We start from the raw sequence: 15,561 nt of genomic DNA on the forward strand, positions 1-15,561 counted from the left end.
AGGGCGGTTAGCACTCTCTAAAAGCAGCCAATAGCAACCCCGCTGAGGTATTGAATGATGAATAGACGTTATTTTAGTGAAATAATGCAATAGTTTTTATTGCATTATTTCATTTTAATAAAAACAAAGGTATTTAATCCAATGCTTAACCCACTTAAATAAACTTGGCAAACCTTAAAACTAGCTAACTTGTCAACCTATTCACTTAACACTTATAATACCAAAAACACCTAAGCCTTCTCCTTCAAATAATCAAAATGAGCAACAGCCACTTTTACATCCGCATAGTCAAACTCATCACCTAAAAGGGCTTTAATTTCCCCATAAGAATCGGTGCCGACTTTTTCAATTACCTGCCCGATCTGGCCTAATTTTTCCTCATCAACAAATTGGGTAGCTTCAATATCCCCGCTTGCAATATACTTGCTTAAATGTCCCATAATAGTGCCTGGAACCAAGGCTCTTTCTTTGCAAATTTCCTCCACGCTCATACCAGATTGGAAAAGTTTATAGCTGATTTCAGAGGTAGGAGTTTTATCCTTCTTCTTAGCTTTCTTAGGGGGTTTTTTATCTTTCTCATCTTTATAAATGCTGGAAGTATACAAATCCTTTTTATTGGGAATGCGGTTTTCCGCAGCTGCAGACACCACCACACTGGCTTTATTAATGGCCAAATAATCCGATTTAATTTGTTGTGCCAGTTCCTCCAACTCTTTCAGGTAATCCTTCACCCTGTCTTTATTGGATGTCTCCAGCAAATGCCTGATAAATTCCTTATGCATCTTTTGCAAACGTGGGGTGAAGTATTCTTTGGCCTTATTAACCCTTTCGCTTAAAACCTGCAGATAATTTTCCTCTTCCTTAAATTTATCCAGCGACCTTTGAAAAGTATAACTTACTTTATTGAGTTCCTGCAAATCAGTGGATTGTTGTTGGGTCCATTCCAGAAACTGCTGTTTTAAAGAGCGGTTTTCACTTTTATTAAAACCTGATAAATGATTGTTAAGCGCACTGGTGACTCTTCTTAGATCAAAAGCATCTGAAGCCATTCTGAAGATGTAATCTTTGGAATCCTGACTTAATTGATTACTCAAATGATCTAATGGCTGCTTACTGCCTTCAAAAGAAAGCAGTTGCTCATCATTATCGAATTGAATGTTGCTAATGGGCTGTGATAAAACCAACCCCTCTAAGCCTGTTAACCTTGATAAGGCTACATACATTTGCCCCGGGGCAAAGCTATCCGATACATCCAGTATGGCCTTTTCAAAAGTTAAACCCTGGCTTTTGTGCACAGTAATGGCCCAGGCAAGTTTTAGTGGAAACTGTTCGAAACTGCCTACATGTTTCTCATCTATTTCATTGGTGGTTTTGTCCAGGGAATATTTTTTGTTTTCCCACTCATAGCGGTCCACCGTGATCAAATCCTCTGAGTCTGCTAATTTTACCTCAATCTTATCTGTATCCAAAGAATAAACTTCTCCTATTTTTCCGTTATAATAGAGGTTTTCACCTGTAGGATCATTTTTTATGAACATCACCTGAGCGCCCACTTTCAAGCTTAACCTTTCGGCAATAGGATAAAGGTTCTCCGGGAAATCCTTATCAATCTTAGCTAAATAAGTTCTTTCTTTGCCCTTCAATTCCTCCAGGGCTTTTGTATTAATTAAATCAGCTTTTCTATTATGGGTAGTAATATGGATATATCCTTCATAGGCTGAATTTTCTATGTCGGCTTTATAATTTTTATTTAAGGTATCGATATCCTCTTTTGTCATTTGGTTATCCCTGAGCCTGTTGAGTATGGCCAGGAAATTTTGATCCGATTGCCGGAAGATTTTATCTAATTCGATATACACCAGATTGCTTTTTTGCAAGGCCAGTGCCTCAAAGAAAAAACCGCTTTTATAGTATTGCTGTAATAAAGGCCTTTCGTTGTTTTTAATGACAGGCGGCAACTGGTTCAAATCACCTATGAACATTATTTGCAATCCGCCAAAAGGGTTTGGGTTCTTTCGCACCGTACGCAAAATCAGATCCGCACAATCCAATATATCTGCTCTGAGCATACTCACCTCATCAATAATGAGCAATTCAAGGTTACGGAGGATTTGGCGTTTGTTGCCATACATTTTAAACTGCTTCAGAAAGGAGCGGGGAGTATTTATCTGCTCGTTATAACCACTTGGTGGCAATGCATTATCTGCCGGCAAAAAGGTGCCAAAAGGTAATTGCAAAAGTGAATGTAGCGTTACGCCTTTTGCATTGATGGCGGCTATTCCTGTAGGGGCGGCCACCGCTACATTTTTATAAGTATTATTGATGATGTAACGCAATAAAGTTGTTTTACCGCTTCCTGCCTTGCCTGTCAGGAATATATGGCGGTCAGTTGTGTTGACATATTTTACAGCCAGTTTTGCAGTTTCGGTCAAGGTATAGTTCATAATCGAATAGATGAGATTTTGAAATTATATACAAATGAACGTATTGTATTTGTTTTGATTATTCAAAACTAGGGATAATGTATGAAAAACTAGAATATTTAGCCAACCCTCCAAGGGTTCAAAACCCGTGGAGGGTTAAACTAAAGTCACTCTATAAGGACTCAAAATTTTAAATTACAAAAAAAGCCCTTATTGACTATCAAAAAGGGCTTTTAAAATAAATTTTAATATTATTATTGTACGCCAGCCTCTATAGTAGCTTTCATAGTAAAAGTAATAGTATAATCCATAGGAGCACCTGCATTTCCTGTAAGCGTGATTTCCATGAAAGGATTTGGATCATCAAGTACATATACTTCAACTACCTCTTTGAGCTGACGAACATACTCTGGATCAAGAGAATTTAATTGTTCTTCAAATGTTGAACCACTAAGAACCCCAGATCCAGTTGATACTCTGGTCTGCCCAGCATAAAATTGAAGCTGTAAATCAGTAGGAATACCACTGCCTTCTGCTAAATTATCAACTACTGCAAAGTTAAAAGAATCAACTGTGAAATCCTTCATCTGCTCGCGTCTTTCGTTGAACTCATCAGATGATACATCTACTTCTTCTACAATTACAAAGTCACCAGTTTCTGTACTTGATACTCGAAAAGTTTTTGTAATATCAGTTGGAACATCTACAGTAACTTCTTCTGATAAATCTTCACAAGAAATAGCAGTTAAACTAAATAACGCTACAAGTGAAACGGAATAAATCAATAAATTTTTTAATGTGTTCATATGGTTATTTTTTTTAATAATGTTTAAAAATAAAAATAAGTATTTAAATAATTTTACTTTTAATCATTGATTCTTCAATTTATTCGATTAACCGCCCTAAATGATAGGCATACATTACCATCTATAGAATCTAATATTATTTATTTTATTGACATTTAAGTTATTTTTAAGAATGACTAGTGATTCAACCCACTCATTCAACCCCTTTGAAGCAAATCGAAAGTCACAAATGACGCTTGGAAAGATTTACTTCTGGACAGCTACTATCAATAATTGGCAAAAGCTCTTGTAAGATGACTGTTATAAAGATATAATTATCAGTTCACTTGAATATTTGGATAATAGAGAATTAATTGACTTGTTTTCCTTCGTAATCATACCAAATCACGTCCATTTCATTTGGAGAATAAACAAGATGAATGGAAAAGAGACACCGCAAGGATCGTTCATGAAGTTTACCGCACATCAATTCAGAAAGAGAGTTATGAATAGTGGAAACTGGAAGCTCAGTAGTTTTATTTCCAATGCTGCCAATAAAGAACACGAGTTTTGGCAGAGGGATTCTTTGGCTATTCATCTTTATTCACCTGAAGTAATTTTACAAAAGATGGAATATATTCACAATACCCCCATCGTTAAAGGTTGGAATTTAGCACATGAACCAGTTGCTTATAAATATTCTTCAGCAGAGTTTTATGAAAGAGGAGTCAGAAATTTTACTTTTCTTAAAGATATTCGTGAAGAATTTTAATAGGGGAGACAGTAGTTGGTTCATGAGACACGAACCAAGGAGAATAGAAAATCCTTCATGTTTTAAATGACATTTTCATTTACTGTATATCGAATCTGGTAGTCATGATTCTACATTTCACAAAATCCTTAAAAATCGATTTTACCGTTTTTACAAATAATTTTTAAATAAAAAAATGCCTCCCAAAAGTTTAAAACTTAAGAGAGGTATTAAAAATTTAATCTATCGGGCCGTGGTTCGTGTCTCACGAATCACTTTGTGGGTAGTCTAACTGAAACCCTAAAGAAGCTACTCTTCCCATTATTTAAAAAAGACCTTAAATAAAAAATGCCTGCCGGAAGTATTTCAACTTACGGCAAGCATTAAAGAAGATAATTAAGAATTTAATCTGCTGCTGTGGTTCAATTTAAAATCTGAACCCAACAGAAATACCAAATCCTGTGTTTTTTACAACTGACTCGTCATCGTTCACCCTTTTATCCTCAGGGTGAATATTGAGTAAGCCAAGTTGAGTATTGAGTTGTAAAAATAAGCCGGCCTCTAATTCATAACCAAAGAAGATATTGGCTCCGGCATCAAATCGTTTTAAATAAAACTCAGGATCATCACCTGATTCTATTGTATTTTGAAAAACAATATCTCTTTCATAACTATCATTGTCTCCTTCAAATTTAGCTTTGCCACCAACAGCATAACCAACATAAGGACCAAAACCCAAAAGTATGTGCCCGTTGCCAACTTTGGCTTTATATACTAAATTAAGAGGTAATTCCAGATAGTTGATTCTATAAGATCCCACAATACCAATTGCTTCATCGCTGGCTCCTTTTACTGAAAACAGTAAACCCGGGCTAAAATAAAAATCAGGGGCTACAGGAATCAATAGATTAACCCCCGCATGAAAACCCACGATCAAATCATTATCGAGCTTATCGCCATCACTGTCGGTGCCATTTAGATTTTGGAAATTCACACCACCTACTATACCAAAGCTGGTTTGCGCTTGTGCACTATGAAGGCCAATAAGAACTATGCTTAATGACAATACAATTATTTTAAATTTCATAATATTTTGTTTTAAATTGATTTTGTTAATATTTATTTTCCTGCTTGTTGTTTCGCCTGAACTTTCATTTTCTCATTGGCTGTGATAAGAAATTCTACCCTACGGTTCTGATCACGGCCGCTTTTAGTATTGTTATCATATTTTGGTACTGATTCACCAAAGCCATTTATGCTCACTCGTCTACCTGAAATTCCTTTTGTAGTAAGATAATTTACTACTGCGCTGGCTCTTTTCACTGATAAATCCTTGTTATATGCAGTACTACCACGGCTATCAGTGTGCCCTTGTACTTCTATATTAGTGTCAGAATATTCGTTGAGAACTATCACCAGTTTATCCAGGCTTGCTCTTGAGGAAGAGGTTAAGGCTGATTGATCAAATCCAAAAAGCACATTGCTGCTGAATTCTACTATTATGCCTTCCCCAACACGCTGTACATTGGCATCAGGAACGGTTCTTTTGATTTCTTCGGCCTGTTTGTCCATTTTGTTACCAATAATAGCACCTGTTGTGCCACCTACTGCAGCACCTATAATAGCTCCCATAGCAGTATTGCCTGAGGCCTTTCCAATAATGGCTCCCATAGCTCCTCCTCCGGCAGTTCCTACCACAGCCCCTTTTTGGGTTTTATTCATAGTGCTGCATGAAGAAAACATGATGCCCATCAAGAGCAAAATGATAAAGTTTATGCTTGAATTTCTCATTGAATTAAGTTTTGATAATTGTTTAGATAAATCGACCTGATTTATAATTGAGGTAAAAGTAGAGAACAATACAGGCTAATAAATTACAGATCAAAGGCAATTGCTTATATAAATCACTGTTTGCTAAGGAAAAATTGAAATAGCAGCAAAACATTTGAGATGAATTTTAGCTCCAACTATCCGTAGTCTTAAGCGCAGCGGACTACGGATTATTTAGGATTCAGGATCTTTGACTCCGGCATAAACAAACCTCAAGCAAAATTTCAACCATTTATCATAAATAGTTGTTGTTTATCCGTAATCATATAAGCTAACGAATGATAGTTTGTCAACTTGCTTTATTCTTTATCATTAATGTTGTAATTTCGTAATCCAAATCAAAAATCAATAAAAAATATGTCTGCACATCAAACTGTAGCTCCTTATAAACCTAAATATAATGTGCGTATCGTAACAGCCGCTTCTTTATTTGACGGCCATGATGCGGCCATTAATATCATGCGCAGGATTATCCAGTCCACCGGTTGCGAAGTGATTCACCTTGGCCATGACAGAAGCGTGGAAGAAGTGGTGAACACTGCCATTCAGGAAGATGCGCAAGCCATTGCCATGACTTCCTATCAGGGAGGGCATACGGAGTATTTTAAATACATGCATGATTTATTAAAGGAAAAAGGTGCCGGACATATCAAGATCTTTGGTGGCGGAGGGGGAGTAATCCTTCCGGAAGAAATTAAAGAATTGCATGATTATGGTATCACCAGAATTTATGCTCCTGATGATGGAAGAGAGTTGGGATTACAGGGCATGATCAATGATCTTGTTAAACAAAGTGATTATCCATTAGGAAATAATTTAAATGGTGAAGTAGGCTATATCGATCAACAGGATGTGAAATCCATTGCCAGATTGATATCAGCAGCTGAAAATTTTCCTGAGGAAGGAAATATTGAGCTGAAAAAAATCAGAGAAAAATCAGAAGAAATTAAAGTGCCTGTTTTAGGTATTACCGGAACAGGTGGTGCGGGTAAATCTTCACTGGTAGATGAACTAGTTAGAAGGTTTTTGATAGATTTTAAAGATAAAAAGATAGGGATCATTTCTGTTGACCCTTCCAAAAGGAAAACAGGCGGAGCACTTTTAGGTGACAGAATCCGCATGAATGCCATCAATAATGAGCGTGTCTATATGCGTTCGTTGGCTACTCGTCAGAGTAATTTATCTATTTCAAAATATGTGAAGGATGCTGTTAGTATTTTAAAAGCAGCAAAATTTGACCTCATTATATTGGAAACTTCCGGTATTGGTCAGTCGGATACTCAGATTTTGGATTATTCAGATGCTTCTTTATATGTAATGACGCCCGAATATGGTGCAGCCACTCAGTTAGAGAAAATAGATATGTTGGATTTTGCCGACATCATCGCCTTAAATAAATTTGACAAACGTGGCGCATTGGATGCCTTACGTGATGTGAAAAAGCAGTATCAGCGTAATCATGGCTTATGGGAGTCTAAAGTAGATGATATGCCTGTTTATGGCACTATCGCTTCTCAGTTTAATGATCCGGGCACCAATGCTTTATATAAAACATTAATTGATAAAGTGGCTGAAAAATCAGGAGCTGATTTAAAATCTACTTTTGAAATTACGGATGAAATGTCTGAAAAGGTCTTTATTATCCCGCCTAACAGAACACGTTATTTATCAGAAATTTCTGAAAATAATAGAGGTTATGATGAATGGGTGAGTCAACAAGCAGAAGTAGCTGATAAATTATACGGTTATAGAAAATCTATTGATACGCTTAAGGCTTCTGATTTGGATGACAAAGATCGGTTGATCAAAGGACTGGAAGAGGCCTATGCCAAGGAGGAGCTAAACTTTGATCCTAAAAACAAACTATTGATTGAAGAATGGGGTGAAAAGGTGAAGAAATACACCGAGCCTGTTTATAAATTTAAAGTGCGTGATAAAGAATTAAGTATAGAAACCCATACCGAATCATTAGCCCATACGCAAATTCCTAAAGTATCCTTACCTAAATATAGAAGCTGGGGCGATTTATTGCGCTGGAGTTTGCAGGAAAATGTTCCCGGGGAGTTTCCTTATGCAGCAGGTATTTATCCTTTTAAAAGAGAGGGAGAGGACCCAACTCGTATGTTTGCCGGAGAAGGCGGACCGGAAAGAACGAATAAAAGATTTCATTATCTGAGCAAAGACATGCCCGCGAAAAGGCTTTCCACTGCATTTGATTCAGTAACACTGTATGGCAATGATCCTGATCTTCGTCCTGATATTTATGGTAAAATAGGTAATGCAGGGGTAAGTATCTGCTGCCTGGATGATGCTAAGAAATTATATTCTGGCTTTGATTTGGCGCATGTGATGACTTCTGTGTCCATGACTATCAATGGTCCGGCACCTATGTTGTTAGGCTTCTTTATGAATGCCGCCATCGATCAGCAATGTGAGAAATACATCAAAGCAAACGGTTTAGAAAAAGAGGTTACTAAAAAGATTGAGAAAATATTTGCAGAAAAAGGTAACAGACCATCTTATAAAGGAAAATTACCTGAAGGGCATGACGGACTCGGTTTAATGCTTTTAGGAATCACCGGAGACAAGGTGCTTCCGAAAGATGTTTACGAAAAAATTAAAGCGGATACACTGGCCACAGTGCGGGGTACGGTACAGGCCGATATATTAAAAGAAGACCAGGCACAGAATACCTGTATTTTTTCTACTGAATTTGCCCTCAGGTTAATGGGTGATGTGCAGGAGTATTTCATTAAAGAAAAAGTCCGTAATTTTTACTCAGTTTCCATCTCAGGCTACCATATAGCCGAGGCGGGCGCTAATCCTATAACGCAATTGGCCTTTACACTGGCCAATGGTTTTACTTATGTGGAATATTACCTCAGTAGGGGAATGGACATCAACGAATTTGGCCCTAACCTTTCGTTCTTCTTCTCCAATGGTGTTGATCCTGAATATGCTGTAATTGGCCGTGTAGCCAGGAAAATCTGGTCAAAAGCCATGAAACAGAAATATGGTGCCAATGCCCGTGCCCAGATGATGAAATATCACATCCAGACTTCAGGCCGTTCGTTACATGCGCAGGAAATTAACTTTAATGACATCAGAACAACCTTGCAGGCACTTTATGCTATTTATGATAACTGTAACTCATTGCATACCAATGCATATGATGAGGCTATCACCACTCCAACTGAAGACTCAGTAAGAAGAGCCATGGCCATTCAGCTGATCATTAATAAAGAGTTGGGTTTAGCGAAAAATGAAAATCCTATCCAGGGATCATTCATTATTGAAGAGCTTACAGAATTAGTGGAAGAGGCGGTATTGACTGAATTCGACAGGATTACAGAAAGAGGTGGTGTTTTAGGTGCGATGGAAACAATGTACCAGCGTGGTAAAATCCAGGAAGAGAGTTTGTATTATGAGATGTTGAAACATACTGGAGAATATCCGATTATTGGTGTTAACACTTTCTTAAACTCCCAGGGCTCACCAACGGTAACACCTGGAGAAGTAATCAGGGCTACGGAAGAAGAAAAGCAATATCAGATCGAAACACTCAACTTATTGAATGGCAGGTTTAAAAATGAAGCTGAAGCACATATCGACAGCATTCAGAAAGCAGCCATTAAAAATGAAAACATGTTTGCAGAGCTAATGGAAGCCACTAAATATTGTTCTCTGGGACAGATTACCAATGCCTTATTTGAAGTGGGTGGTCAGTACAGAAGGAATATGTAGGGTGAGATTTTAGTTTTACGTTTCAAGGTCTGTGAGTCATAGACCTTGGGTTAAGACATTCGTCTTGGAGTTTTTTAAAAAAAGGAAAGCATGGTGTAAGCTGTGCTTTTTTTGTTTTTTTTTCCGTGGCCTTTGATTTGTCCCTGCCCTTGGTCTGTGACTCACAGACCAATAGTACTATTCATTATTTCCCTTTTCTCCTAGGTGATTCACTACCAGACCATTTGCAAATGTAGACCACTCGTAAACCATTAGTATTATTCTTTATTATTATTCTATTAATTAAGACAGGTGCAATTTTAATAAATAGAAATACAATTATCCATTTACTCAAATTTTCCATAAAAAATCCACCTTTCCCAAATCATTTATCCTATAATACAGTTAATCATTTGTGGAAAATAAAACGATACAATATTCAAAAGCTGAATTAGATAACGCCAAACAATCAGGTGACCTATTGGCTGACAAAACAGTGACTGCTTTATTTAAAGAAGGTTTTCATCCTCACCAAAGTGTTGCCTACAATGCATTGCAATTTAATCATCAACCTATTCCTGAGGAATTTCCACAGGTGTTAATAGATTATTTCCAGGAAATAAAAGCCTATCAACCGGATGCTAAAGTCATAAAAAATGGCTCTCTGTTTTTTCAGGAATATACTACTGAAATTATGCTATGCCTGGGATTGCTCTCTCTTCCTTACTGCTATGCGGCAGCCGATGGCGCCAAAGTACTGAGCTTTTCAAGACGAATTATCGAAAATCCGGAGCAACGATTAAGAGAGACAGGAGAATTTGTATTTGACGTATGCGAACCTGAAGCTTTCAAGGCTGAAGGAAAGGGTTATATCAGTATAGCTAAAGTGCGTTTAATGCATGCCGCCATTCGTTACCATTTGCAGCACTCCGATAAATGGAACATGGAGTGGGGCATGCCTGTCAACCAGGAAGATATGGCAGGAACCAATCTGTCCTTTTCATTAATCAACATCCGTGGCTTGCGTAAACTGGGCTTTACTATAAGTCCTGAAAAAGCGGAAGTATTTATCAAGTACTGGAATGAAATTGGAGTGTTACTGGGACTGTCCGAAAATTTATTGCCTGCAGATAACCAATCAGCCTTTATTTTAGAGAAAAAACTAACAGAGCGTAATTTCAGACCTTCTGAAGAAGGAAAAGTATTGGCTAAAAGTTTACAAGACTATATTAACAGTCAGGGATTGCCTTTGAAGTTTTCAGCCGATGCGCTTATGCAATACTTGTTAGGGGAGGAGCTTAGTGAAATGATAGGAGTAAAAAGCAAATCTGATCAGAAATTTGTATTAGGTAATTTAAAGAACCTTAATGCTTTCAGATCTCTCTTTCCACGTGATAAACAAAAAGCTTTTAAGGAAGCCAGAAAGCAATTTCAATTGCAGAAATTAAGTGGGGAGAAGAGCGGTAATCCTTTTCAGTTTTTAACTGCTTTGCATGATTAATAAGCTGAGTATTATGTTTTATGCCATCAAAATCATTGTAAAAACACTGATTATAAAACAAATTTCATATTAGGAATCCCCTTTATCCCCCTTTTAGGAAAAGGGGGATTGACCAGCTTCTCTTTGCATTATTTCTTCTAATCTATAATGCCTATAAATTTACATTAGTAAGAATGACTTTATAAATCAAGCAGAACTCTTTCCCTTTAGGTAAAAGGGCAATGCTATTAAGTTAAGGCTAATCTCCTTCTCACTATGGAGAAGGATGCAAGGTTGAGGTTTAAATTAATACTTAACTTATTAGCATTGAGGTAAAGGGGGCTGGGGATTTCTTTAGTCTATCCGATCAAGGAATTGGCTTCTTGTTAATCTTCCATGCTAAATTTATGAATCAATTATTCCTGAACATAAAGCTCCATAGTAATATTTAATTCTCTTAAAATTAATTCCTATAAGATTAGTAGGATAAATGCTTTTTAATCATTTTTTTTGCATCAGTAAAGCTTTTTATTATTTGTAAATTACGCTGATGGACTTTTCAATAATCGCTACTATTTCTGTTATTTTAGTAGCTATTTTTTTATTTGTTACGGAAAAACTGCCTGTTGATTTAATAGCGCTAATGATTATCTGTGGGCTTGTGGTTACTGGAGTAATCAGTCCTATAGAAGGTATTGCAGGCTTTAGTAATACTGCTACCATTACTGTTGCATTTATGTTTGTAATGAGTGCAGCTTTACTGAAAACCGGGGCTTTACAATTTATAGCCTATAAATTAGGCGATATATTTAAAACCAATTTTAAACTGGGATTAGGATTAATGATGCTGTTAATTGCTGTTATTTCAGCATTTATTAATAATACTCCTGTTGTGGCTGTTTTTATACCTGTAGTGATTCAAATTGCAAAAAGCACAGGTGTAAGTCCTTCTAAAATGTTGATCCCTTTGTCATTCGCCTCTATTTTTGGTGGAACCTGTACTTATATAGGAACTTCTACCAATGTTTTAGTCAGTGGAATTGCTGTCCAATCAGGCCTGGAACCTTTTGGCATGTTTCAACTCCTTCCTTTTGGCTTGGTAATGGTAGGTGTGGGAATTATTTATATGCTCTTTATTGGAGTGAGGATATTACCCAAAAATCGTCAGAATGAAGATTTAGAGGAGAAATTTGGCATGAGGGAATACCTTACTGAAATAGAGTTGCAGGACAATACAGACTCGGTAGGGAAAACTATCATGGAAAGCCCATTGGTGAATGATTTGAAGATAGATATCCTTGAGGTACAGCGGAAAGGCATCAGGTATAATTTACCCCCGGGAGATTTTGTGTTATACTCTGAAGATATACTTAAAGTACGATGTAATCTTTCCAATATTAAAGAGCTAAAGAGTAGGGCTAAAATTCTGGATGGTTCTTCGCTTAAAATAGCAGGAGATAACCTTAAAGGAAAAGGCTCCTCTTTGGTTGAAATGGTTATTTCTTCCAATTCTGAATTTGATGGCAAAAACCTACGCGAATTAGACTTTAGAAGACGTTTCCGTGCCTCTCCTTTAGCAATCCGTCATAGAGATGAGGTTTTGCATGAAGATTTGTACAATGTTAAATTAAAGGCAGGAGATGTGCTTTTGGCGGAAGTAAAATCTCATTATGTAAAGGAGTTGAAAAAACAGGAAATGCAGCAGAATGCTCCTTTTGCTTTGCTTTCCGCAGACAAGGTTATTGATTTTGACAGAAAGCAATTTGCTTTGGTTATAACTGTGTTAGCTTTTGTGATTGGACTTGCTACTTTTGAAGTGCTGGATATTGTTATCTCAGTTATACTAGGTGTAACTACATTGGTTTTATTAAAAACGCTGAAAATGCGTGAAGTATATGAGGCCGTTAACTGGAAGATAGTTTTTCTTTTGGCCGGAGTTTTAAGTTTAGGAGTGGCGTTACGTAACACAGGTCTTGATCAGGCAATTGCCACAAATTTGATTGAGCACTTAGGGGAATATGGGCCTGTGATTATTTTAAGTGGTTTATACCTGATTACTTCTTTATTAACTGAAGTGATGTCCAATAATGCCACTGCAGCTTTAATGGCGCCTATTGCTATTGCTATAAGTATCAATTTAGGATTGAGTCCCACGCCATTTTTAATGGCTGTGACATTTGCCGCATCGGCAAGCTTTATTACTCCTATTGGCTACCAAACCAACACAATGGTTTACACGGCAGGTAGTTATCGCTTTTTGGACTTTGTAAAAGTAGGAACCGCTTTAAATTTGCTTTTCTGGATTCTGGCTACTATTCTTTTACCTATTATATTTCCTTTTTAACTCCTTAAAAAACAGTCCAGATAATCAGTAAGAATATGAAACAAAAGACCAATTCCAAGGATCCTGGTTTTTTTTGTAAATAACATCAGGAAATACACTACTATTGCAAAATAGGAGTGGAGCGGATGAAAACCGATACTGCATCTGTTAGGATCAAATATAGGGTTTGCCAAAAGATGGTCCAGATCAATTAGCATCGTGCTCAACAAAATCAAGTATACTCTCTTCCAGTTGCCCGGGGAATACATATAAGCGATTATTATCGGGAAAAGAAAATGCAATCCGTAATGCACAAAATGTACCCACATTATTACTGAATGGTTTGTTGGTGGAGAGCTTTCGGAAAGCTAATGGAAAATGTTGATCCTTCACCTTCTTTACTCTTAATATGGAATTGGGCATTATTGTAATGGGCAAATTGCTTTACCAAAAGCAGACCCAAACCGGTTCCCATTTCCTCACTGGTTCCTGTTCTTGAATAGGTTGTTTTATTATCAATACCCATGAGTATATCAATAGTCGAAGATTCCATCCCTATACCATTATCTTGAATGTAAATGGTAGCCTCCTTTTCACTTTCACTGTAATGTACCTTAATAACTCCGTTTTTGTTGGTGAATTTCAATGCATTGTTCAAAAGATTTAACAAGATGATTTTAATGTGCCCAACATCTGCATAAATTTTGATGATATCACTTTCCTGGTGCTCAATTTTTATTTGTTTCTCTTCAGCTACATATTCTACCGAATGTAATACTTCTTTAGTTAAATCTGTTAAATTCAAGGTCTCCGGACGGGTGGTCATACCATCCATTTGTGAATTGGCCCAGCTTAATAAGTCGTTTAACATCTTATTGACGTTATGAACTTGTTTTGAAAGCATGATTAAAAGCTCATTCATGTTAGTTTCAGATAACTTACTTTTCTGGTTTAGATCCAGTAACTGCTGGATAGAAAGAAGGGGGGATTTTAAATCGTGTGCCAATATAGAGAATAAGCGGTTTTTTGAATTATTCAATTCATTCAATGCAGTGTTTTGCTCTTCTATTTGAATTTTCTGATGCACAGTTTGTTGGTTAAGCAAATTCAGATGATGGTTATATTTCACCTTTTGTTGGGCGTTTTTCCTAAACAAAAAAGTTATTAGAGCCAATAAAAGAATGATGACAGAGAGAATAATGATGATCAACTGGCTCATACTTGCCCTGGCATCTAATAATGCTTTTTCATTGGATAATTTGTCATTCTCGGCTCTGCTTTGCTGCAATTCTGCCCAATTGATCTCCCTGTTCTTGGCTTCATTCAATAAGCTGTCATTATAGGATTTGTATTGTTTATGGAATTTCAGGGCAGCTTTTAATTGGTTATTGGCTTCATATGCCTTGCTTAATGTTTCAGCAATTCTGGCTAAATCCCATTTGACATTCAGCTCATGAGCTATTTCAAAGGCTTCTAAACCTTTTTTTATAGAGAGGTCATAATCTTTTCTTCCATAGGCTATTTCTGATTGTCCCAGTAGGGCAAAGGATTTCTCCCATTGATTGGCTTTTGAACTATCACTAAGCACCTTGCTGAAATAAAAACTTGCAGAATCGTAGTTTTGTTTGAGTAGGTGCACTTTTCCTAACTGATTGAGACCCATCAAATGGATTAAGCTGTTATTTGATTTTTCTGCCAGGTTTAATGATTGATGAAAATAGGAGAGGGCTTCCTCATGTTTATCCAATTTGGAGTAACAAATACCTATGTTGAGGTAGTTGGTAGGTAAGCCGGATTCATTTCCACTTTTCAAATTGGTGGTGGCGGCTTTGCGGAACATTGAAATTGCTTCAGGATAGAGTTCCCTGCCCAGGTAAATCAAACCTCTTCCATTAAGGGCTTTAGCCAAACCTTTTTGATCATTTAGCGAATCGTATAATTGATAGAGTTCAATATATTTGTTTTGAGATGTGACGTAATCTCCTCTGATGTAACGAATGGCAGCTTCAGAGAAAAGCAGTGCTGCATATCTTGAATCCTTTGAGGGATGTAATTGATAAGCAAGCCTGATCAGTTTAAGGCTGGAGTCGGGTTGATCATAACGTATTTCGTTAATAATTTGAATGAGGGAGTCTATTTTGCCATTTTCTTTGGCGGGTGCATTAAAAGAGGTTGAAATAAGTAAGCTTAGTAAAAACGTATATTTCATGTGTATATAACTGTTTTTTTTAATTGCCACATGGAAT

10 protein-coding genes are annotated in these 15,561 nt (G+C 36.8%); 4 read left to right on the top strand and 6 right to left on the bottom strand.

Annotation, left to right across the window (positions count from 1 at the left end; translation table 11 throughout):
- Positions 1–230: 230 nt before the first annotated feature.
- A complete protein-coding gene (locus JKA74_RS15080) occupies positions 231–2,444 on the bottom strand; it encodes a helix-turn-helix domain-containing protein (RefSeq protein WP_201432044.1) in 2,214 nt (737 codons plus the stop codon).
- Positions 2,445–2,677: 233 nt separating this feature from the next.
- A complete protein-coding gene (locus JKA74_RS15085) occupies positions 2,678–3,229 on the bottom strand; it encodes a hypothetical protein (RefSeq protein WP_201432045.1) in 552 nt (183 codons plus the stop codon).
- 415 nt (positions 3,230–3,644) lie between these two features.
- On the opposite strand from JKA74_RS15085, the gene JKA74_RS20785 reads away from it, so the two are divergent.
- Positions 3,645–3,980 carry a transposase gene (locus JKA74_RS20785; protein ID WP_236587843.1) on the top strand — a complete coding sequence of 112 codons (336 nt, stop codon included), beginning with the start codon at positions 3,645–3,647 and terminating at the stop codon, positions 3,978–3,980.
- A gap of 406 nt (positions 3,981–4,386) precedes the next feature.
- Here JKA74_RS20785 and JKA74_RS15095 read toward each other — a convergent pair whose 3' ends face one another.
- Both JKA74_RS15095 and JKA74_RS15100 read right to left on the bottom strand, forming a co-directional pair.
- On the bottom strand, positions 4,387–5,046 hold the full coding sequence (locus JKA74_RS15095) for a porin family protein (protein WP_201432046.1): 660 nt from the start codon (positions 5,044–5,046) through the stop codon (positions 4,387–4,389).
- Positions 5,047–5,078: 32 nt separating this feature from the next.
- Complete coding sequence (locus JKA74_RS15100) at positions 5,079–5,750, bottom strand: OmpA family protein (protein ID WP_201432047.1); 672 nt, start codon at positions 5,748–5,750, stop codon at positions 5,079–5,081.
- Between the two features lie 396 nt (positions 5,751–6,146).
- Here JKA74_RS15100 and JKA74_RS15105 point away from each other — a divergent pair, with 396 nt between their 5' ends.
- From JKA74_RS15105 to JKA74_RS15115, 3 genes are all read left to right on the top strand, one after another.
- Positions 6,147–9,533, top strand: coding sequence for a methylmalonyl-CoA mutase family protein (locus JKA74_RS15105; protein ID WP_201432048.1), 3,387 nt, complete (start codon positions 6,147–6,149; stop codon positions 9,531–9,533).
- Between the two features lie 394 nt (positions 9,534–9,927).
- Positions 9,928–11,013, top strand: a complete 1,086-nt coding sequence (locus JKA74_RS15110) for an oxygenase MpaB family protein (protein ID WP_201432049.1) — start codon at positions 9,928–9,930, stop codon at positions 11,011–11,013.
- Between the two features lie 529 nt (positions 11,014–11,542).
- The gene (locus tag JKA74_RS15115) at positions 11,543–13,336 is read left to right on the top strand and encodes an SLC13 family permease (protein ID WP_201432050.1); all 1,794 of its coding nucleotides are present in this window, start codon (positions 11,543–11,545) and stop codon (positions 13,334–13,336) included.
- Here the strand turns inward: JKA74_RS15115 and JKA74_RS20790 are convergent.
- Positions 13,333–13,644, bottom strand: coding sequence for a DUF6122 family protein (locus JKA74_RS20790; RefSeq protein ID WP_262895942.1), 312 nt, complete (start codon positions 13,642–13,644; stop codon positions 13,333–13,335). The two genes, JKA74_RS15115 and JKA74_RS20790, sit on opposite strands and share 4 nt — an antisense overlap.
- A 2-nt stretch (positions 13,645–13,646) precedes the next feature.
- Positions 13,647–15,524: a tetratricopeptide repeat-containing sensor histidine kinase gene (locus JKA74_RS15120; RefSeq protein ID WP_201432051.1), complete on the bottom strand. Its 1,878-nt coding sequence runs from the start codon at positions 15,522–15,524 to the stop codon at positions 13,647–13,649.
- Between the last annotated feature and the right edge of the window lie 37 nt (positions 15,525–15,561).

Source organism: Marivirga aurantiaca, from assembly GCF_016679925.1.
GTDB lineage: Bacteria > Bacteroidota > Bacteroidia > Cytophagales > Cyclobacteriaceae > Marivirga > Marivirga aurantiaca.